10 protein-coding genes and 1 pseudogene are annotated in these 22080 nt (G+C 71.9%); 7 read left to right on the top strand and 4 right to left on the bottom strand.

The window, feature by feature from the left end; all coding sequences use genetic code 11:
- Window positions 1–123: 123 nt before the first annotated feature.
- Together ACFQO7_RS20675 and dnaE are read left to right on the top strand one after the other, a co-directional pair.
- Window positions 124–1062: pseudogene (locus tag ACFQO7_RS20675) on the top strand (MinD/ParA family ATP-binding protein); the annotation flags it as partial.
- 90 nt (window positions 1063–1152) lie between these two features.
- Window positions 1153–4689 carry a DNA polymerase III subunit alpha gene (gene dnaE, locus ACFQO7_RS20670; protein WP_376807865.1) on the top strand — a complete coding sequence of 1179 codons (3537 nt, stop codon included), beginning with the start codon at window positions 1153–1155 and terminating at the stop codon, window positions 4687–4689.
- Window positions 4690–4869: 180 nt separating this feature from the next.
- Here dnaE and ACFQO7_RS20665 read toward each other — a convergent pair whose 3' ends face one another.
- Window positions 4870–5253 (bottom strand): hypothetical protein, encoded by a 384-nt coding sequence (locus ACFQO7_RS20665; protein WP_376807864.1) that lies wholly within the window; start codon window positions 5251–5253, stop codon window positions 4870–4872.
- Entirely contained in the window at window positions 5246–5674 is a 429-nt protein-coding gene (locus ACFQO7_RS20660) for a YbaB/EbfC family nucleoid-associated protein (protein WP_376807863.1), read from the bottom strand. The genes ACFQO7_RS20665 and ACFQO7_RS20660 overlap by 8 nt, the downstream gene beginning before the upstream one ends.
- A 186-nt stretch (window positions 5675–5860) precedes the next feature.
- Here ACFQO7_RS20660 and ACFQO7_RS20655 point away from each other — a divergent pair, with 186 nt between their 5' ends.
- The 4 genes from ACFQO7_RS20655 (at window position 5861) to ACFQO7_RS20640 (ending at window position 18891) form a co-directional block, all read left to right on the top strand.
- Window positions 5861–16135, top strand: coding sequence for a toxin glutamine deamidase domain-containing protein (locus ACFQO7_RS20655; RefSeq protein WP_376807862.1), 10275 nt, complete (start codon window positions 5861–5863; stop codon window positions 16133–16135).
- Window positions 16135–16701 (top strand): hypothetical protein, encoded by a 567-nt coding sequence (locus ACFQO7_RS20650; protein WP_376807861.1) that lies wholly within the window; start codon window positions 16135–16137, stop codon window positions 16699–16701. The genes ACFQO7_RS20655 and ACFQO7_RS20650 overlap by 1 nt, the downstream gene beginning before the upstream one ends.
- A 144-nt stretch (window positions 16702–16845) precedes the next feature.
- Window positions 16846–17409: a hypothetical protein gene (locus tag ACFQO7_RS20645; RefSeq protein ID WP_376807860.1), complete on the top strand. Its 564-nt coding sequence runs from the start codon at window positions 16846–16848 to the stop codon at window positions 17407–17409.
- 228 nt (window positions 17410–17637) lie between these two features.
- Window positions 17638–18891, top strand: coding sequence for an SUKH-3 domain-containing protein (locus tag ACFQO7_RS20640; RefSeq protein ID WP_376807859.1), 1254 nt, complete (start codon window positions 17638–17640; stop codon window positions 18889–18891).
- A 108-nt stretch (window positions 18892–18999) separates the two neighbouring features.
- On the opposite strand, the gene ACFQO7_RS20635 is transcribed toward ACFQO7_RS20640, so the two are convergent.
- Window positions 19000–20379: an SUKH-3 domain-containing protein gene (locus ACFQO7_RS20635; protein WP_376807858.1), complete on the bottom strand. Its 1380-nt coding sequence runs from the start codon at window positions 20377–20379 to the stop codon at window positions 19000–19002.
- A gap of 122 nt (window positions 20380–20501) precedes the next feature.
- Between ACFQO7_RS20635 and ACFQO7_RS20630 the strand changes: the two genes are divergently transcribed.
- Entirely contained in the window at window positions 20502–21164 is a 663-nt protein-coding gene (locus ACFQO7_RS20630) for a DUF2567 domain-containing protein (RefSeq protein ID WP_376807857.1), read from the top strand.
- On the opposite strand, the gene ACFQO7_RS20625 is transcribed toward ACFQO7_RS20630, so the two are convergent.
- The gene (locus tag ACFQO7_RS20625; protein WP_361045735.1) at window positions 21134–21817 is read right to left on the bottom strand and encodes an LON peptidase substrate-binding domain-containing protein; all 684 of its coding nucleotides are present in this window, start codon (window positions 21815–21817) and stop codon (window positions 21134–21136) included. The two genes, ACFQO7_RS20630 and ACFQO7_RS20625, sit on opposite strands and share 31 nt — an antisense overlap.
- Window positions 21818–22080: the final 263 nt, after the last annotated feature.

The following is a 22080-nucleotide window of genomic DNA, read 5'->3' as shown; positions in this document are numbered from 1 at the left end:
GGGAGGGCGCACACCGTGGAGCGCAACGGCCAGCGGGGCGACGGCCCCACGGCTTGGGGCCGACCCGGCGAGCTGACGCCCGCCGAGGCGACCTCACGCTGGCGGGTGCTGCTCGACCGGGCCCGCGCCGCGCCGCCGCGCGACCCGGCGCCCGTCGACCCGGCACCGGGCGGGCCGGCCACCGCCGCGCCGAGCGGTCCCGCGTACGGCGCGCCGGCCGGGCGGATCGAGTGGCGTCCCGCGGCCCGCCCCGACGACGTCGACCACGCCGTCTCGGTGCTGCGCCGGGAGCTGGGCGGGCCGAAGGTGCTGGCGTTCGCCAACCCCAAGGGCGGGGTGCACAAGACCACCGCCACCGTGCTCGCCGCGGCCACCATCGGCAGCGTGCGCGGGCGCGGCGTGCTGGCCTGGGACGACAACGAGCTGCGCGGCACGCTCGGCCTGCGGGCCGGCAGCGCGCGGCACGCGCGCACCATCCGGCACCTGCTCGCCGACCTGCTGGAGATCGAGAACGCGCCGATCGGCGAGCTGAAGGACCGGCTCGACGACTACCTGCGCCACGCCTCCGACGGGTCGTACGACGTGCTGGCCGGCGAGGAGAACCCGCGCTTCGCCCAGCGCCTGGACCAGCACACCGTGCGCCGGGTGCTGGAGCTGCTGTGCCGCACCCACGACGTCGTCTGCGTGGACACCGGCAACAACGTGGAGAGCGCCAACTGGCAGACCGTGATCCGCGCCGCGGACCAGCTCGTCATCACGACGGTGCCGCGCGAGGACGCCGCGTTCACCGCCGACTGGATGATCGACCTGCTGCACGAGATCGGGCTGGGCAAGCTCGCGGAGAACGCGGTGACGCTGCTGTCCTGCGCCACCCCGGGCACCTCGCCGCTGCTGGAGGACCTGCGCAAGCATTTCGCCACGCGCACCCGCGCGGTGGTCGTGGTGCCGTTCGACCCGGCCCTGGAGACCGGTTCGTCGATCGAGTACGGCGCGCTCCAGCCGACCACGAAGCGGGCGTGGCTGAACGCGGCGTCGGCGATGGTGGAACCGTTCGTCCGGTGACGCCCGGCACCCGCCGAGCGGCGGGTGGAACGCGTCGGAGCGCAGGACTAGGCTGAGGCGTACCGTCGACTAGCTGGGGGTGGGTGCGCCGTGGGCGACTCTTTTGTGCATCTTCACGTGCACACGGAGTATTCGATGCTCGACGGCGCGGCCCGGTTGAAGGAGCTCTTCAAGGAGGCCAACCGCCTCCAGATGCCCGCCCTGGCGATGACCGACCACGGCAACATGTTCGGGGCGTACGACTTCTACAAGCAGGCCACGGCCGCCGGCATCAAGCCGATCATCGGCGTGGAGTCCTACGTCACCCCGAACACGCCCCGGCAGGAGCGCTCGCGGGTGCGCTGGGCCGACGGCGGGGAGAACGACGTCTCCGGCGGTGGCGCGTACACCCACATGACGATGCTGGCGGCCGACGCCGACGGCCTGCGCAACCTGTTCCGGATGCAGTCCAGGGCGAGCCTGGAGGGTTTCTTCTACAAGCCCCGGGCCGACCGCGAGCTGCTGCACGCGTACGGCAAGGGCGTCATCGCGACGACCGGCTGCCCCTCGGGTGAGATCCAGACCTGGCTGCGCATCGGCGACTTCGACAAGGCCGTGGCGGCGGCGGGCGAGTTCCAGGACATCTTCGGCAAGGAGAACTTCTACCTGGAGCTGATGGACCACGGCATCAGCATCGAGAAGGCGGCCCGCGAAGGGCTCGACCGGCTGCGCAAGCACATGAACCTCAAGCCGCTGGTGACCAACGACCTGCACTACACGTACGCGCAGGACGCCGACGCGCACGAGGTGCTGCTGTGCGTGCAGTCCGGCTCGACGATGGCCGACCCGAAGCGCTTCAAGTTCGACGCCCGCGACTTCTACCTCAAGTCGGCCGAGGAGATGCGCCGCCAGTGGGACGACCTGGTGCCGGGCGCGTGTGACAACACCCTGGAGATCGCCGAGCGGATCGGCGACTACAAGGAGGTGTTCGCGCACCGCAACCTGATGCCGTCGTTCCCGGTGCCGGAGGGCTACACCGAGGAGTCGTGGCTGCGCGCCGAGGTGCACCGGGGGCTGCGCGACCGGTTCCCGAACGGGGTCCCCGAGGACCGGCTGCGCCAGGCCGACTACGAGCTCGACGTCATCTGCAAGATGGGCTTCCCGGGCTACTTCCTGGTCACCGCCGACCTGTGCGAGTACGCGCGCAAGGAGGGCATCCGGGTGGGGCCGGGGCGTGGTTCGGCGGCCGGCGCGCTGATCGCGTACGCGCTGCGCATCACCGAACTCGACCCGATGTCGCACGGCCTGCTGTTCGAGCGCTTCCTGAACCCCGACCGCGTCTCCATGCCCGATATCGACATGGACTTCGACGAGCGCCGGCGCGGTGACATGATCCGCTACGCGACCCAGCGCTGGGGCGAGGAGCGGGTCGCGCAGATCATCACGTACGGCACCATCAAGGCCAAGGCCGCGATCAAGGACGCGGCCCGGGTGCTCGGCTACCCGTTCGCGGTCGGCGACAAGATCACCAAGGCGATGCCGCCCGCGGTGATGGGCAAGGACATCCCGCTGTCGGGCATCTTCGACAGCAACCACCCGCGCTACCCGGAGGCGGTGGAGTTCCGGGCGCTGTACGACACCGACCCGGACACCAAGAAGGTCGTCGACACCGCCAAGGGCATCGAGGGCCTCAAGCGCCAGTGGGGCGTGCACGCGGCCGGCGTGATCCTGTCCGGCGAGCCGCTGATGGACGTGCTGCCGATCCAGAAGCGCGAGCAGGACGGCGCCATCATCACCCAGTGGGACATGGGCGCCTGCGAGTCCATCGGCCTGCTCAAGATGGACTTCCTCGGCCTGCGCAACCTCACCGTCATGGACGACTGCCTGGAGGGCATCAAGAACAACCGGGGCGTCGATCTCGTCCTGGAGGACCTGCCGCTGGAGGACAAGCCCACCTACGAGCTGCTGGCCCGCGGCGACACCCTCGGCGTGTTCCAGCTCGACGGCGGCCCGATGCGCGCGCTGCTGCGCTCGATGGTCCCGGACGGCTTCGAGGACATCTCCGCCGTGCTGGCGCTCTACCGCCCCGGCCCGATGGGCGCGAACGCGCACAACGACTACGCCGACCGCAAGAACGGCCGCAAGCCGGTGGTGCCGATCCACCCCGAGCTGGCCGAGCCGCTGGAGCAGATCCTCGGTGACACCTACGGCCTGATCGTGTATCAGGAGCAGGTCATGGCCATCGCGCAGAAGCTGGCGGGCTACACGCTCGGCCAGGCCGACCTGCTGCGCCGCGCGATGGGCAAGAAGAAGAAGGAGATCCTCGACAAGGAGTACGTGCCCTTCTCCGGCGGTATGAAGGAGAACGGCTACTCCGACGCGGCGATCAAGACGCTGTGGGACATCCTGGTCCCGTTCTCCGACTACGCCTTCAACAAGGCGCACACCGCCGGATACGGCCTCGTCTCGTTCTGGACCGCCTACCTCAAGGCCAACTACCCGGCCGAGTACATGGCGGCGCTGCTCACCTCCGTCGGCGACGACAAGGACAAGTCCGCCGTCTACCTGGCCGAGTGCCGCCGCATGGGCATCAAGGTGCTGCCGCCTGACGTCAACGCGTCCACGGCCCGGTTCACCCCGGTCGGCGACGAGATCCGCTTCGGCCTCGGCGCGGTGCGCAACGTCGGCGGCAACGTGGTCGAGGCGATCGTGCGGGCCCGCAAGGAGCAGGGCGCGTTCACCGACTTCTACGACTTCCTGCGCAAGGTCGACGCGGTGGCCTGCAACAAGCGCACCGTCGAGTCGCTGATCAAGGCCGGCGCGTTCGACTCGATGGAGCACCCCCGCAAGGGCCTGCTGTCGGTGCACGCCGACGCCATCGACTCGTTCATGAGCGTCAAGAAGAACGAGGCCATCGGCCAGTTCGACCTGTTCGGCTCCGCGTTCGCCGACACCGACTCGTCCGGCGCGGGCATGATCGTCACGCCGCCCATCCCGCCGGGCGAGTGGGACAAGACCGACCTGCTCGTCTTCGAACGCGAGATGCTCGGCCTGTACGTCTCCGACCACCCGCTGTTCGGGCTGCAGCACGTGCTGAGCAAGGCCGCCGACATGTCGATCGCCGCGCTGAACGAGGAGGGCGGCGTCGCCGACGGGCAGATCGTCACGCTGGCCGGCATCCTCTCCGGCGTCCAGCGGCGCATCACCAAGCAGGGCAAGGCGTGGGCCTCGGCGACCCTGGAGGACCTCGACGGCGCGGTGGAGGTGCTGTTCTTCCCCAACACCTACGACCTGGTCGGCCAGTACATCGCCGAGGACGCCATCGTCGTGGTCAAGGGCCGGGCGGACCGCCGCGACGACCAGGCCAAGCTGATGGCGATGGACATGTCCATCCCGGACACCACCGTCACCGACGACAACGCCCGGCCGGTGGTGGTCGCGCTGCCCGCCAACCGGTGCACCCCGCCGCTGGTCGAGCGCCTGCGCGAGGTGCTGTCGACCCACCCCGGCAAGGCCGAGGTGCACGTGCGCCTCACCAACGGATCGAAGTCGTCGACCTACCGCCTCGGCCCGATGCGTGTCGCTCCGGTGCCCGCGCTCATGGCCGACCTCAAGGCCCTGCTCGGCCCGTCCGCCCTGGCGGGCTGAGCAGCACGTAGGCCCCGGCTCGGTCGAGGTCGCCGGGGGCCGGCCTCGGCAGCGGCGTGGCTCGGCGTCGGCGGGGAGCAGCGGCGGCCTGGCGCTAGATCACTGTTTCCGGTCAAAACCTATGGTCGCACTGCAGATCCTGACCGGAAACGGCGATCTTCGAGAGCCCGGCGGCTCGGGTCAGACCGGGATGTCCGGTTTGTGGTTGGCGGCCTGGTCGGTGCGTTTGGCCGTGGCCACGTCGGTGTCGGTGGTGACGGTGGCGGCCTGGGTGATGTTGGCGCCCATCGACTCCATGGCCGTGCCGACCTGCCGCCACAGCGCGAGAATGTTCGGCGCGATCTCGGAGTAGCCCTTGTCCAGGGCGTTGCCGACGTCGTCGGTGCCCCACGGCTTGGCCTGCCCGGCCGAGTCGATGCTCGCGCCGGTGCCGTTGCGCAGCGCCGTGACGTCCTTGCCGGCCGCCGTCATCCGGCTGCCGGCGTCGCGGGCCAGGTCGAGGTCGAGGTGCGTGCCGTCGCCGCCGGGCCAGGCCATCGGGCGGATCGGGATCTCGTCACCCATCGCGCGGCTCCGGGCGGTAGTCCATGATGTCGTCGTGCCGCTTGAGCAGGTCGTTCATGTCATTGGTACGCAGGAACGACATCGCGCCCGACTCCGCCGGCATCACCTCGGCCATCAGCTGCGACACGCCTACGCCCGCGGCGTCGGACGCCCGCGCGATCGTCTTCGTGATCTCCTCGGCGAGGCCCGAGGCACTGTACGAGCGCAGCGCGGCAGGCTCCAGCTCCAGCTTGACCAGCCGGCCGCGGGCATCGACCGACGCCTTGATCAGCCCGTCGCGGGACTTCTCGGTCGCCCGGTAGGCCTTGAGCTTGGTCTGCAGGTCGCCCATGCCGTTGCGCAGCCGCGTGTACTGGTCGTGGACCTGTGCGAAGCGTTCCCGCAGCGCCGAGTTGGCGTCGCGATCGGAGCGTTGTGCCACGGCGGCTCCTCCCCTGGTACGGCCGGTGACGCCGACTCTAGCCCGGATCGGCACCCGTCGCCGCAACCGGGTTGGCGCGCTCTTGTCCGGATCGAGTAGCTTACCCAGAGCGCCTGCGCGCCACCGGATACGCCGTTCCCGTACGGGCCGGATCGCGCGGGAAGCCGAACTCTGGGGAGGGTGCGGATGTCGTGGTTGCCGTCGCCGATTCCGCATCCGCTGTCCTACTTCGACGCACCGGGGTGGATGAAGGAATGCCTCGACTGGGTCATCGGCATGGACTGGCCCGAAGGCGACGAGCAGGCCACCTGGGACCTCGCCGACGACTGGTACGCGGTCGCCGGTGACCTCGCCGACCCGCTGACCGAGTCGGAGCGGGCCGCGCTGGACGCGGTCGCCGCGTTCGGCGGCGCCGAGGGCAAGGTCGCCGCCGCGATCAAGGACGCCTGGGGCCAGATCGGCAGCGGCGACGAGAAGTCCGCGCTGCAGGCCGCCGCGTACGTCGCGGGCGCGCTCGGCGAGATGCTCGAAGGCGGCGGTTGCGACATCCAGGGCGCGAAGCTGGAGTACTACATCGAACTCGGCCTGCTGCTGATCGAACTGATCGCGCTGGCCGTCGCCGCGTTCTTCACCTTCGGCGCGTCCACCGCCGCCGCCGGGCCGGTCTGCATGGCGACCCGCTTCGCCATCAAGGAGATCCTCAAGCGGCTGCTCAAGTCGCTGATCGAGCGCGGCATCAAGCGCGCCGTCAAGGACAAGCTCAAGGACCTCGGCAAGGACTTCGGCAAGAAGCTCGGCAAGTGGGCGATCAAGGCCGGCAAAGAGGGCCTGGACGAGATGAAGGAGGAGCTGCTCACCCAGGGCGCCATCCAGACGTACCAGACCGCGACCGGCCGCCGCGACGGCCTCGACCTCGGCGATCTCGCCATGGCCGGCTGGGCGGGCTTCGCCGGCGGCGCGGCCAGCACGCTCGCGGGCGGCCACAACGGCGGCTTCGTCAGCAAGGTCTCCCACGGCGTACGCGGCGAGGTGCTCGGCGACATCGGCGGCTCGCTCGCCACGGGGCAACTGCCCGACGCGGGCAACCTGGGCATGGCGGCGACCTCGGGCGCGCGGTCCAGCGTCACCAGCCACCTGACCGGCGAACTCAACAACATGACGAACAACATCGTCAGCAACCTCGCTGGTACCGCGCTCGACGGCGACCCGAGCTCGAACATCACCACCGCCGCGGCGGCCACCGCTGCCGCGGGAGGCGGCGGTTCGGGTGGCGGTGGCGGCCCGCACACGGGGACCACGGGCTCCGGTGGCTCGGCCGGTGGTTCCGGCGGATCGCACGGCGGTGGCTCGGGCAGCGGCTCGGGCGGCTCCGGCGGCCTCGCCGGCGTGGCCCCGCCGGAGGCGAGCGCAGCCCCGGCCGCGCCCGCCGCACCGCCCCCGGTCGCGAACGTTCCCGCGCAGGCCAACACCGTGATCGCCCCGGCGGTCGCCCCGGCTCCGCAGAGTATGGCCGCGCCCGCCGCCGCGGCCCCCGCAGCGCCCGCGGTCACGAGCCCGGCGTCAGGCCTCGCAGGCACGTCCGCCGCCCCGTCGGCATCGTCGGTCTCGACGTCGGCTTCCGCGTCGACCTCGGCCTCGCCCGGGTCCGGGTCCGGGTCCGGGTCCGGAGGACTGTCCGGCACGGGCTCCGCCGGCGGCACCACGACGACCGGCGCAGGCCCGTCGAGCGGCACCGGCACCGGGTCAGGCGGCCCGGCCGGGTCCACCTCGGGCTCGGGCTCGGGCACCACCTCGGGTACGGGAACCTCAGGCTCCGGCACAGGCTCCGGCGCGAACACCTCCGGCTCGGCGGGGACCAACCCGGCCACCGGGGCGCGGCCCGCGGCAGGCGTCACGGCGACCGGCCCAGCACAGGCCGGACTGGCCGCGCAGACCGGCACTCCGTCGCAGACCGGCCCGTCCGTCCAGGGCAGCACCTCGACGACCACACCGTCGGCGCAGGCCAACACCTCCGGGACGACACCCGCCACGCAGGCGAGCGCCTCCACGACCGCGCCGTCCACGCAGGCGAGCGCCTCCGCGACCGCGCCGTCCGCGCAGACGAACACCGCCGCGCAGACGCCGTCGTCGCAGACCGGGCCCACGGCGCAGGCGAGCACCGGCACGCAGACCGGTCCCGCTAACCAGACGACCGCCACCAACGCGCAGGGCACGACGCCGACCACGGGCACGCAGAATCCCGCGACCGCGCAGAATCCGGCACCCCAGCAGGGCCAGGCCACCTCGCCGAGCCCCGCGACGGGCCAGCAGACGGCTCCGGCCCAGCAGACGCCCGGCGACCCGGCCCGCCCGCAGGCCACCCCGGCCCAGCAGACAGACCCGGCGACACCCGCCGTCGCCGTTGTGCCCGGCGCGGACACACGCGGCACCGGGCCGGACACCGACTCCCGGCCCCCGGCCGCAGACGGGCGGCGTGACGGCGAGCGCAGCCGGGCCGAGGCGCGGCGCTGGAGCGACGCGTACCACGGCGGGCTGCGCGCGCAGCGGCGCGCGATCCTCGCCTCGATGGGCCGCCCCGGCGCGCTCGCCGCGGCGGCCTGGGACGCGCTGAACCGCCACGACGGCGCGGACTTCACCCGCGGCGGCGTCACCACCGACGACGTGTCGGTGCTGACCGGCAGCGACTCCCCGCCGTCGGTCGACGCGACCCGCCGCTACGACCAGCGCGGCGGCTACCGTCCGGTGCTCACCCAGCACCAGCTCGACCTGGAGAACGCCGTCCCGCGCGACGCGGACGGCCGCCCGCTGCAGTTCCCGCCGCTGCGTTCGGGCTGGCTGCGCTACGCCAACGACGGCGGGCCGCAGGCCGACCCGACCCGCGCGGTGAACTGCGTCGACGTGCTGCTGTCGGTGGCCGACACCTGGCTGCACGGGCGGCCGCGCTGCGCCGCCGCGCGTACCCTCGACGGGTTTGCCAGCGGCAACCCGGACCAGCCGTCCGGGCCGGAGCCGCGCGGGCCGCACCGCATCGAGGACTTCTTCGGCGGGCGGCTGCAGCAGCTGTGCCCGGACACCCGCGGTCTCGACCGCCAGGCGGCCCGGCAGACGGTGGACGCGTCGTACGCCCGCCTGGCCGACCAGCTCCGCCAGGCCGGGCCGGGCGCGATGGCTGTGATCATCCATCACTCGTCCGACGGCACCGCGCACACCTGGCCGGTCTTCAACGACGGCGGCGTCATCATGTACGCCGACCCGCAGCAGCCGCCGGGCACGCCGACGACCAACCCGCCCTACACCAACGGCATCATCCAGATGGACGCCATGGTGATCGGGCCCGACGGCAAGCAGTCCCTGATCGACGGCGCGCCCACGGGGGCCTGGTCGCAGTACCAGGGCCAGCCCGATCCGGCGGCCGCCCCGGCCGGGGTGCACGCGACTCAGCTCGACGCGGACATGCAGCGGCCGCTCACCGACGCCGAACTCGCCGAGCACGGCATCCGCGTCGGTGAGGCGACCTTCGACGACCTCGGCTACCCGGACCCGTCAGTGCTCAGCGACGCCGACCGGGTGCGACTGGAGGCGATGCTGCCGCAGACGGCGGTGGTGCCCACGCAGGACGTGCGGTTCACGCAGCGTTCGGTGAGCCCGACCAGCGGTGACCTGACCATGGGCCAGTTCACCGCGCGGATGGCGGAGACCGGCTGGCAGGGCGGGCCGGCGCATGTCGTCGCGTGGGGCGACGGCTCCATGTCCAGTATGGACAACCGTCGGATGCGGGCGGCCAACCTGGCCGGACTCGACACCGTGCCGGTCTGCGTGCACCGCCCGGACGAGCCGCTGACCAGCCTTCCCGAGGGGGAGGACCCGGACCGCGACAAGTACCGTAGGCCGCTCGCAGTCGACATCCGGATGGTGGACGGCCGCCTGGTGGTCGGCGGTGATCGAGGCCCGGTGGTGCACGCGGCGGGCACCGTGCCCACCACGTTCGGTGAAGCGTCGCTGTTCCGCGCCGCGGAGCAGCGCAGCCTGCTGCCCGGCCGGTTGTACGGATCCGACACCGTTCCGGTGACCATCGAGAAGCCGCCAGGTCCGGAGGAGCTTGTCGACGACCTGGAGCAGGACGAACGCGAGATGCTCGCCGGGGTGCACACCACGGCGCAGGCGAACGCGGACGTGATCCTCCGGGACATCGGCAACGCGGTCGGGCTGTTCAATCTCAGCCCGGACAACGAGTACGGCTTCCTGACCATGGAGGGCGTCGGCGAACGGGTGAAGACGCTCGAGTCGCTGACCCGCAAGTATCTGCTCGAGGGTGACAACCTCGGGCTGGAGTTCGCAAACAAGGTCAACGACGCGGTGCGTTTCATGGTGCGGCTGCCCGGCGGGGCCGGGTACCGGCCAGCGTTCGACGCCGTCCGGGCGGGGCTGGAGGCGCAGGGCTACCAGCTCACCGACATCAAGAACTTCTTCCGGCCGGGCAATCGCTTCCTCGGGCTCAACGTCACCTTCCAGCACCCGAACGGGCAGCTGTTCGAGGTCCAGTTCCCGACCGAGTCGTCCGAGCGCGCATGGGGCCTGACCCACGACGCGTATGAGGTGCTTCGTCGGGACGGGCACACGGACGAGAACGGCGAGCGGCAGGGTGCCGAGCTGTCCCCACGGCGCGTACACGCGTTGCTGTCGATGCTGGCGGTCAACCAGGAACTCGGCCTCGACGACGTGCCGCCCGGCATCGACACGATCTCCGGCCCGCCGCCCGCGCAGACGCCGGCCGCGCCGAAGGACACCGGTCTGGCCGCCTGGGTCACCAAGAACGCGGAGGTCTGGCGGCAGTACCGGGCGTGGTTGGATGATCAGCAGGATTCCTTCACCGGGTTCGCCGACGTCCTCGCGGAGTTCGGCATCGACCCCGCGGATGTTCCCGTCACACCTGAAGTCGCAGAGAAACTGGAGCGTATCGATGGTGACCTACTACGCCTTCTACGCGACGGACAAGTCGAAACCCCCGGCGAGCGGGATCTTCGTGACCCACGGCGGGGAGGACGCGATGCTGTGGAGCCGTCGCAAGAAAGCCTGGATCTACGATCCGGGCAAGGTGGCCTACCTGCTGGACCACCACGAGTACGTGGACCGCTCGGAGGAGATCACGAGGGCGCAGGCCGAGGAGTTGACCCTGCAGATCACGGAGGGGAAGGAGGCGCTCCCCGACGAGGAGACGATCCTCTGGATCTTCCAGTGGAAAGGGGCTCCTCCGCAGGACGACGACTGACGGACCCGGCCTCGTCCCGGGTTGCGTCCGACACGTCCGGTGCGGCCGTCGCACCGGAGACTGCCGAGAGGCCGGAGCAGACCGATGGTGACCTACTACGCGTTCTACGCAATGGACAAGTCGAAGCCCCCGGCGAGGGGGATCATCGTGACTCACGGCGGGGTGGACGCGATGCTGTGGGACCACCGGCAGAAGGCGTGGGTGTACGACCCGACGACGGTGGCGTACGTGATGGATCACCACGACTACACGGACCGCACGGAGGAGATCAGCAGGGAGCAGGCCGAGGAGCTGACCCTGCAGATCACGAAGGGGATGGAGGCGCTTCCCGACGAGGAGACGATTCTCTGGATCTTCCAGTGGAAGGGCGTTCCGCCACAGGACGACGACTGACGTCGTCGTCCGAGTCCGAGTTGTCGGCGGAGATCGCGACGGAGCCGGAGACTGTTGATGATCAACTACTACCAGAGCTACGTGCGCGACAAGTCGGACGGCATGCAGAGGGGGATCTTCGTGATCCGGGCCAACAATCCAGCCGAAGCGATGCTCTGGGACTACGACCAGAAGGCCTGGGTCTTCGACCCGTGGTCGATAGCGGAGTTCACCTTCAAAGCGGAGAACATCGACAAGTACGACCTGATCAGCCGCGAGGAAGCGGAAGCCCTGATGCTGCAGATCACGAAGGGGACCGAGGCGCTCCCCGACGAGGAGACGATTCTCTGGATCTTCCAGTGGAAGGGCGCCCCGCCGCAGGACGACGACTGACGTCGCCGTCCGACGCCTCGGCGTCGCCCGAGCTGGCGACGGACTCGTCGACGGACCCGGCCGCGCCCGACGCGGCGCAGCGGCCGTCCGATCCCGGCTCGCCCGCGATCCCCGCGCAGCGCGAGGGTGACACCGATCCCGGCGCCGCCACACCCCCGGCGCAGCCTCCGGCCGGACCGCCGCCGGACCCGATGGGCCGCTTCTTCGCGCCGCCGCCGTCGGATCGCCCGGACGCGGAAGAGTTCGCGATGCTCGACGACGTCTACGAGCGCGCGCTGGAGGCGTCCGAGCGCATCCTCGGCGACCTGCGGCGGTTCACCGCCGCCGCGGAGCAGGCACTCGGCCTGCCCGAGGGGTCGCTGCCGCTGCGCGATCCGGAGCACAGGGCCAAGAGCCGGGAGTCGCTGGAGCGCAAGTACCTCGCCGAAGAGCGGCAGGGTGGCCCGGACCAGTACGCGGCCAGCGTCAACGACTCGGTGCGCTTCTCGATCCAACTGCCGGACGGTCCCGGCTACCTTCCGGCGCTCGACGCGGTGCTCGCGCAGCTGAAAGCGGCCCATTACGAGCTGGAAGGAAAGGTCAACAACTTCTGGAACGCCGGCAACCGCTTCTACGGGATGAACACCACGTTCCGGGCGCCCGACGGCACCCTGTTCGAGGTGCAGTTCCCGACGGAGCGGTCGTACCAGGTGTGGCACGCGACGCACGTCGAGTACGAGACGATGCGCGACGTCAAGGCCACGCCCGAGCAGCGAGTCCGGGCGCTGTTGCGCATGCTGGAGGTGAACCGCGCCGCCGGTATGATCGACGAGATCCCGCCGGGCGTGGCCGACCGCAGGCCCAAGGACGCGAGCCTGGCCAAGTGGATCGCGGACAACTCCGAAGTCTGGGCCGTCTTCGAGCGGCAGCTCGCTGCCGAGGGCCGCACCCCCGGTGACGTGATCGCCGAATACGATCTGACCCCTGCCGACTTCCCGATCACTCCCGAGGTCGCCGCCCGCCTGGAGGCCCAGAATGTTGCACTACAAAGCCATCTACCGGAAGGACATCGAGGACTTCCCGGACCAGGAGGCAGTGGGCCTGATCATCGCGGGCGAGGGATACCTGGAGTATCTGATCTGGGATCACCGGGCCCAGAGCTGGCGGTACGACCCGGAGACGGCGGGGTTCATCCTGGGCCGGGACACCTACGACTACCGGCGCAGGCCGATCGACCGGTCGGAGGCGGAGCAGATCGCGATGCTGATCACGAAGGGGACCGACCCGCTGCCGAGCGAGGAGGAGATCCTCGAGGTGTTCCGGGAGTCCCACCGCCGCCGAGCAGCGGGGACGTTGGACTAACCGACCCCGCCGGGCCGCCGCCGGAGCCGATGGGCGCCGTCTTCGAGCCGGAGCCCACGACACAGGACCTCACGGCCGAAGAGTTCGCCATGCTCGACGAGGTCTACGAGACCTCGCGGCAGCGGTCGGCCGAGATCATGGCCGACATCCAGACGGCGATGGCGGCCGTCAACGGCTCGCCCGAGCACTCGGGCGACGACCTGCACCTGCTCGCCGACACCGATGAGACGCGCTTCAAGAGCCGGGAGTCGCTGCAGCGCAAGTACCTGCTGGAGGGGCAGGCGCACGGGCACGAGCACTTCGCCGCGACCATCAACGACGCGGTGCGCTTCTCGGTCGTGATGCCCGGCGGCGACGCGTACCGGCCGGCGTTCGACGCGCTGGTCCGGCAGCTGGCGGACTTCGGCTACGAGCTCGACGGGCCGCCGAAGGACTTCTGGCGGCCGGGCAACCGCTTCTTCGGCACCAACGCCACGTTCCGGGCGGAGGACGGCACGTACTTCGAGGTGCAGTTCCCGACGCAGCTGTCCTTCGAGCTGTGGCAGCAGACGCACCACGACTACGAGGTGCTGCGCGACGACAGCCTGCCGGCCGAGCAGCGGCTGCGCGCCCTGCTGTCGATGATCGAGGCCAACCGCCGCGCCGGTATCATGGACGCGATCCCGGCGGGCATGGGTGGCGACGGGGCCAAGGACAACGGCCTGGCCAAGTTCCTCTCCGAGCAGCCGGAGGTGCTGGACGAGCTGCGTGCCCAGCTGGCGCAGGAGGGCCGGACCCCCGCCGACCTGATCGCCGAGTTCGACCTCGCCCCGGACGACTTCGCGGTCACCCCCAAGGTGGCCCCCAACCTGAGGGAAGAGGATGCTGCACTACTTCGCGCTCTACGTGAGGGACATCGAGTACCACCCGGACCAGGAGCCGACGGGTCTGATCGTCAAGGGCCCGGGGACCCGGGAGGCGCTGATGTACGACCACCGAGCGGGGGGCTGGCGGTATCGCCCGGACGCGGTCTCGGAGATCATGAACAGTCTGAGCTGGGACGACCGGCGACGTCCGGTGGACCGGGCGGCGGCCGAGCGGATCGCGCTGGCGATCTCGCAGGGGACGGGCCCGCTGCCGAGCGAGCCGCAGATCGAGGAGATCTTCGCGGAGTCGCACCGTCGCCGCGCCCAGGAGACGCAGCCCTAGCCGGCGACGCCGACCCGGCGTCCCCGGACGCCACCGGCACCCCGCCGATGCCGGGCAGCACGCCGCCCGGCCCGGTCGGCATGGACCCGGCCGACCCGAACCACCCGCAGTGGCCGTACCGGGCCGGGCTGCAGACCCGGCGCATGTCGCTGGAGCTGCAGCGGCGTCAGCAGGAGGCGGACGCGCTGGCGGCGGAGGCGGCCAAGCACCTCGCCGAGATGCACAAGTACCGGTCGTGGGCGGCGTTCTACTCCGAGCAGCAGCCCGACGCCGAGCAGGCGAAACTGTGCCAGGAGTGGGCCGACCGGCATCAGCAGTGGGCCAACGAGTTCGGCAAGGCGTCCAAGGCCGCGTACAACGGCACGTACACGGCCAACCAGGCGCAGACGGTGGACACCGACGCGGCCTGGGTCGCGGTCAACACCGACGACGGCGAGCTGCTGGTCGACGTGCCCGCCGCCGACGGGCGGCCCTACCTGTATCGGGGCGGCCTGCGCCCGCCGCTGCGGCAGCACCAGGACGACCTGGTCGCCGCGCTGCCGCGTACCCCCGGCGGTTTTCTGCAGATGAACCCGGACCCGCGGGTGGGCACCTGGTTCGGCCTGGCCAACGACGGCGGGCCGGAGCTGGACCCGAGCCGCGGCATCAACTGCGTCGACTGCATGATCTCCGCGTGGCGGACCTGGCGGGGCCGCCCGCAGGTCTCCGCGCCGCGCACCTTCGACGGGTACGCCGGAACGGACGTCAACGCGGTCACGGGCGGCGAGGTGGGCGGCATGGCCCGCGTCGCCGCAGCGGTCGGCGGGGTCTGGCAGACGGTGTTCCCGAACATGTCGCAGAGCCCGGCCGCGCAGGCCCAGCAGTGGTCCGACTGGGGCTTCGCGGCGATCACCCACGAGCTGAGCGAGGCCGGGCACGGTGCGGCGATGTTCATCGTCACCGAGTGGCAGGCCGGCACCTCGCACGCCTGGCTCGCGGTCAACCAGGACGGGACCATCCTGTTCCTGGACCCGCAGACCCGCCAGATCGCCGAGAACGTGTCGATGTACGGGCACACCGGCGACCCGTCGAACAACGGCAACGTCGTCGGCATGCGCGCGATGATGCTGGACGCGAACGGCGACCCGCGGCCCATGACCAGCCTCGCCCAGACCTCCTGGGGCAAGGCCGAACTGGCCCAGCAACAGCCCGCTCCGGAGCCGGACCCGCAGCCTGCTCCCGAGCCGCAACCCTCCCCGGACCCGCAGCCCGGCCCCGAACCCGACGACGCGCCAAACCCGGCGGGGGCGTTTCCGGAGCCGGGTGGGGTGTCCCCGGCGGGTGGGGACACCCCGCACGCCACCGGGTCCGACGACGGAGCGCCGGAGCGGTACGCCGAGATCCGGGCGTGGACGGACGCCGCCGAGCGGATCGCGGCGCACACCGGGCACCCGCCCGAGGTCATCGACCGGGCGTGGCGCAACATGTTCGTCGACCTGCACGACGTCGCCACAGGGCCGGGCAGACTGGAGCGCGGCGTCTACTTCACCGCATACCACGACAACGCCAATCCGTGGACCATGGCGTACGGCAACGAGCGGCGCACCGCCGAACAGCGGGAGTACTTCGCGCAGATGCTGGCGCACGAGTACATCGAGTCCCGGCTGCTCGAAGCGGGTGTCCAGTTCAACTCGGCCCGGCCCGAGTGCTGGCAGCCGCTGGGTGACGACGACTACCTCGAAGTGCTCGCGCCCGGCGTCCTCAACGCGCACTACCTCGCGCCGAAGTACTCTCAGCTCGGGCCGTTCGGGCACTACCCGGCCTACGGGCTACCCCTGCCCGAGGTGGACGTCCCCCTCGATCTGCAGAATCTTGACGAGGTGGTGGACGTGATCCTGGAGATGGTGAGGAACCGGTGATGGAGGCGGGTGCTCGCACCGAGCAGCTGATCGCACGGCTGCACGAGGTGACCTGGGAGGAGAGCCTCCAGCACAACGGGTCGCGGATCGCGCTGATGCTGGAGTATCTGCGCCGGTCCGCGCTGTGGGCGCAGGCACTGGACCAGACGCGGTATTGGCCGTTCTTCGACATCGCGGCCGCCGCCGACCCGGACGCTCGGCTCGACGAGGCATACCTGGACTCGGTGCTGGCCGGGCTCTCCGGGCGGGGTCTGCGCCCGCTCGACGAGCGGGTCATCCGGTACATGCTCAACTTCACCGTGCTGCCGGCGTGGCCGCGGGACCTGCCCGACCCGTTCGAGCCGCTGCTCGCGGTGTACGAGCGCGGTGGGTCTTTCGGCCGCGAGGCCGGCAGCATCCGGATCGGCGTCGGTGACGGCGTCCCGGCGCGGTCCGCGGAGAAGTACGCGCGGCGTGCGCCAGCGGATGATCTGAGTCCTGCGGCGCTGGACGTGCTGGACAGGACATGGGAGGAGCGTCGCGCCGAGATCGCGCGCCAGGTCCAGGCGGCCGACCGGCAGGGCTGACCCGGGGGCCGGAACGTCGTCGCGGAGGAGGGTGCCATGGATGGACGTGGATCGGATGGCGGTCGCCGATCGGCATGGGCAGCGAGCGCGGCGCGCACCGCGATGCGCCGGTCGGCACCATGCCGGAGACCTTGAGCAGCCGCGATGAGGGTGCAGGCGAGCACCGCACGGCTGGTCGGCCGGCTTGACGGCGTCGTGTGGGACGAGAGCCTCGACCACAACGGGTCGCGGATCAGGCTCATGCAGGAGTACCTGCGGCGCTCGGCACTGTGGGCCCGTGCGCTGGGCTGTACGGACCACTGGCCGTTCTTCGACATCGCCTCCTTCGTCGACCCTTCGGCCCGTGTCGACGAGCAGACGGCGCCGGCGGTGCGGCGACGGATGGGGGCGGGCGGGGCGCGCCCGCTGGACGCCGTGATCGTCCGATACATCCTGGATTTCAGCGTGCTGGAGTCGTGGCCGGACGGCCTGCCCGACCCGTTCGAGCCGCTGCTGCAGGTGTACGAGCGTGGCGGCCCGTTCGACCGCGAGGCCGGCCGGGTGTACATCGGATCGGCGGTGGGCATCCTGGAGGGAACCTGGGAGAAGTACATCGCCCGTCCGCCGCTCGGCGAACTTGGCCCGGCCGCGCTGGACGCGCTCGATGAGGCGTGGTCTGCTCGGCGGGAGCGTGCCCGCCTCGCCGGGCCCCAGCCTGGCGGCGACTGATGGTGAGGCGCAGCCGGACGGCGCGGATCGTGGATCGGCGAGCGGACCGGCTGAGGGCTCCGGCGCGTGCCGCCGCTCCGTCCGGGGTCGGCGTGCGGCGGCAACCGGGTGGCGGCCTATGATCATCGGTCTACATTGGACACGTTACCGGGATTGCGCCTGCCCGTGGCAGGGTGAAGCCCGGCCCGCGCTCGTCGCGGCCCGGATCGTGCAGGGGAAGGGACTCCGATGACCGTCACGGCGCAGGACGCGCAGCGAGTGGCCGAGCAGTTGGCGCGCGGGGCGGGCGGCTCGCACCGGCCGTACGTCGCGGAGTTCCCGGAGTGCTTCATCGTCTGGACGCTGCCCGACAGCGACGGCCCACCCGAACCCGGCGCGGGCGCGCGGCTGGTCATCGACCGGCAGGACGCGCGGGTCACCACGTACCCGTCGGTGCCGCTGGAGCACGTGCGCCGCCTGCACCGGCAGTATCGCGCCGAGCAGGAACCGGCGGCCCCGGTGACCGCCGATCCGCTGGCGGCGCTGCGACGGCTGGGCGGCGGCTCGGCCCCGGGTGTCACGGTGCGCCTGGTGCCCGGCGACGGCCTGCCGCGCGAGACGACTGGCGCCAAAGGCGACCAGGAACTCAATCACCACCCGCTGGTGGTCAAGTGGCTGGCGGTGCAGAGCCCGGGTTCGCTGGTACGCGGCACCCGGCGGCACGCCGAACTGATCGTGCTGTCCGACTGGCTGCACGAGCTGGAGCACGCGGCGGCCTCCCGTGGTGAGCCGGGCCTGACCATCGCTCAAGTGCGGGCCGCCGCGCAGCAGGTGCAGGAGCTGCGGCTCACTCTGGTCCGCGACCCGGGCGACCCGCTCGCGGGCACGCCCGCCGGACCGTGTGACACATGCCTGGCCGCCTGGATCCACTTCGGGCTGGCGCCCGCCTCCGCCGCGGTCGGGCCGGTCGAGCCGGTCGCGCCGCCGACGGGCATCCCCGGGCCGCTGGCGAACCTGTCCCCGGACGTCGCGGCGACGCTCGCCGCGGGCGGCTGGGACGTGCCGCTGAAGCTGGACGGCCGCGTCGTGTCCGCGACCGAGTGGGCCGAGCTGTCCGTGCGGGCGCTGGGGGAGTACGGCCACCCGCCGCTGGAGCCGCTGCGGGCGGCGATCGAGAAGTTCCCGTACCTGGTCTCGGTGCGCCGGGGACCGGGGGCGGCGCACTGGGTGCGCCCGTTCGAGCTGGGCGGCGACCTGGTCGGCGCGACGGCCGACTCGCTGGCCGACTTCGCCCGGGTGATCGGTGTCCAGCTCGCCCCGATCGGCGCGGAGCAGGCCGGCGACGCCATCATCGCCGTCGACGAGCGCAGCCGCGTCTGGGTCCTCGACCAGGCCGGCGAATGGTACGCAGGCCCCGACCTGGACACGGCTTTCGTGGTCCTCCTCCAGGGCCACCCCATGCCCCGCGTCCGCGACGACGGCACCCTCGAACCCCCCGCCTGACCCCTCGCGCGCATCGCCGGCCGCACGGTCCCGCGTTGATCATGAAGTTGTGGCAGCGACTCGCCGTCGAGCCGTGCCATAAGTTCATGATCAACGCGTGAATGGGGGCTACCAGGTGGCGTTGGGGCGGAGGCGGGGGGTGGAGCGGCCGATGAGGAGGGTTTGGACGGCGGATTCGAGGGTGGGGCCGAGGTACCAGGTGCCGGCGTGGTCGAGGGCGAAGACGCGGTGGTATTCGTCGACGGCGAGGATCGAGTGGAGGCCGCCGGCCTCGCCGCCGATCGGGAAGAGCCGGGCGCCGAGGCGTTCGGAGAGGTCGCCGAGGGTGTCGGCGGTCTGCTCGCGGGTCCACACGTCGAGGGTGAACGACTCCACGCGTTGAGCCGCGCCGCTCTGGCTCTGCAGCACCGGGTGGAACGGCGCGTACGGCTCCAGCAGGTCCACCAGGAACGGCAGCGCGGGCAGCCGGTGGCGTACGCCGGGCACGGCGATCGTGGCGGCCACCGCCTCGGCGGTGATCGCCCGCAGCGCCGCCCGCCCGGCCGCACCGCGCTGCGGCGGCTCGGGGCGGATCAGGTCGCGGGGCAGCTCACCGGGCATGCCGAGGCTCACCAGCGCGGTGCCGCAGGTGTGGCAGGACGCGGCGGGGGTGGGGTTGTCGGCCGGAGCGCCCTCGCGCAGCAGGTGCAGCCGCAGCGTGGCCCCGGCGAGCTGCTGTGCGGCCCAGGCCGGGTCGGTGTGCGCCGCGCCGCCGAGTTCGAACAGGGCCTTGGACACGACGATCAGGTCGGGGTGGCGGTGCGCGCCGCGGGTGCGGCTGCCGGGCGGGATCGCGGCGAGCGCGTGCGCGACGGCCGGGTGGTGCGCCGGCTCCGCGTCGGCGGTGTGCCCGAGCGCCTGGAACGTCCGTCCGGCCACCTCCAGCGTCGCCACCACCTGCGGCAGCGTGGGCGCGGGCAGGCCGGGGCTGAGCCGGGCCAGCTGCGCGGCGAGTGCCATGGCGCGCCGCTCCGCCTCCTCGGCCGACAGCCGGGGCGGTCCGAACGGGGAGGACGTCAGGGCGGCGTTCGGCGGCGGAGGTCCGGGCGTCAGCGAGTGCGGGTCGGCCGCCACGGAGAGCGCGGGCGGCAGCGGCGGCATCGGCGGCGGCATCGTGCTGACCGGCGAGGTCACGGCCCCGGGTGGCGGGGTGGGCAGCGGTGCGGCCGGATACACGGCCTGGGCGGTCGCGGCGGGGCCGGCGTACCGGCTCATCGCGACCTGCGGCGGCAGGCCCGGCACCACGGTCAGCGCGCCGGTCTCCCGATCGATGATCACAGTCTCGCCGCTGCCGGGCTCGGCCACCGGGCCGCCGGCCGGGGGCGGCGACCAGACGACCCAGCCGCCCGCGAACTCGGTGAGCCGCGGTTCGCACTCGTAGCCGCGGCGCAGGGTCTCGGCGACGGCCCAGTGCCGCGCGATCTCCTCCAGCCGTTCCTGTGAAATCATGGCGGCTCCCGCGTTCGGCGATCGGTCTGGACAACTTATCGCAGCAGGGCACGAAGGGAGGTATCCCGCCCATCCGTGCCCGGGCGCGGGCCCGGCCGCGCTGAGGGGACTACGGTTCGAACATGCTTTCCGACGACACTTCGCAGTACCAGGGCCCGATCGAGCCAGGCCGGCCGGCGTCGTCGGGTGGTGGCCGGGGCGGGGACGTGCTCTGGGCGCTCGCGCTGGCGGCCGTGATCGGCGTGCTGGGGCTGGGCCTGGGCCTGCTGTGGCACGCGCTCGCGCCGACCCTGCCGCTGCGCATCGTCGAGGAGGGCGCGGTCTACACCTCCCCGGAGCCGGAGCAGCTGGCCGCCGCGGAGGGCTGGTTCGTGCTGCTCGGCCTCGGCTTCGGCCTGCTGTGCGCGATCGCGGCCTGGGTGCTGCTGCCCGCCCGCCGGGGGCCGATCCAGCTCGCCGGGCTGCTGCTGGGCACCCTGATCGCGGGCTGGGCCGCCTGGTGGCTGGGCCACGACATCGGGCTGTCCGCCTACCAGGACCAGCTGAAGAACGCGCCGGTGGACACGATCGTGCACCGGCCGGTGGACCTGCGCGCGGTGAAGAAGCTGACCTTCTTCCCGTACGCGATCGGCGGCGCTCTGCTGATTCCGGCGCTCGCCGCGGTGGTCACCTACGCGCTGGCCGCGGCCTGGTCGCGGTTCCCCTCACTGCGCCGCCACGAGGACGAGCAGGAGTGGGCCGAGCACGACGACGATCAGTTCATCGCGGGCGCCGGGCCGAGCTGAGACAGCTGCGCCGGCACCGCCCGGACCTCGCGCAGCAGCGCGGTCTCCCGGGCCAGGATGGCCAGCTCCTGGCGCAGCCGGGACGCCGGATCCGGTGCGCTGAGCAGCTGCTGGCGGTCGCCGACGGTCAGCGATGCACTGGCCGCGACCAGGTTCGACAGCACCGTCGGGTCGTCGGGCAGCTGGTCGTCCGGCCCGCCGCGCAGCACCCCGAGGTATTCGCGGAACGCCGCCAGCACCCGGGGCGCGAGCTGGTCGGCCAGCTCGTCGGGGGCCGGGTCGGGCAGCCATTCCACCCCGACCACCGGGTACGGGTGGGGGCTGGGCACGAAGCCGGTGATGCGGAACCGGCGCGCGCCGACGGTGACGATGTCGAACTTGCCGTCGGGCAGCTCGGTGATCTGGCGCAGCTGCGCCACGCAGCCGACCTCGTGCACCACCACCTCGGAGGTGGCGATGCCGTCGTGCGGTGGGGGCATGACCTCCAGGCCGCGTTCGATCGCGACCACGCCGAACTCGCGCGGGGTGCCGTCCGGCAGCTCCATCAGGTTGCGCATCAGCGTGCGCCAGCGCTCCTCGAAGATGTGCAGTGGCAGCACCAGGCCCGGGAAGAGCACCGTGCCCAGCGGGAACAGCGGCAGCGTCCCGGTCATTGGGTGAGCCTAACGCCGCAGTGTGTCAGCGGGCACCGCCCGCCCGGTGTCGTCCGCAACGCAGCGGAGGATGACAACGATCAAGGCCGCGGTAGCCGGCGGCCATGACACTGCCCGCCCGCGGTAGCGGCCGCTCGGTGTCGTCCGCAACGCAGCGGAGGATGACAACGATTAAGGCCGCGGTAGCCGGCGGCCATGACACAGTGGTCCGGCTCACTGTCCCAGTGCCTGGGCGGGTGCGCCGGGGCGCGCGGGTGCGCCAG

This window comes from Catellatospora aurea (assembly GCF_042663325.1).
Classification (GTDB): Bacteria; Actinomycetota; Actinomycetes; order Mycobacteriales; family Micromonosporaceae; genus Catellatospora; species Catellatospora aurea.
Note: the sequence above shows the minus strand (reverse complement) of the source record. Positions and strands in the feature narration are given on the sequence as shown.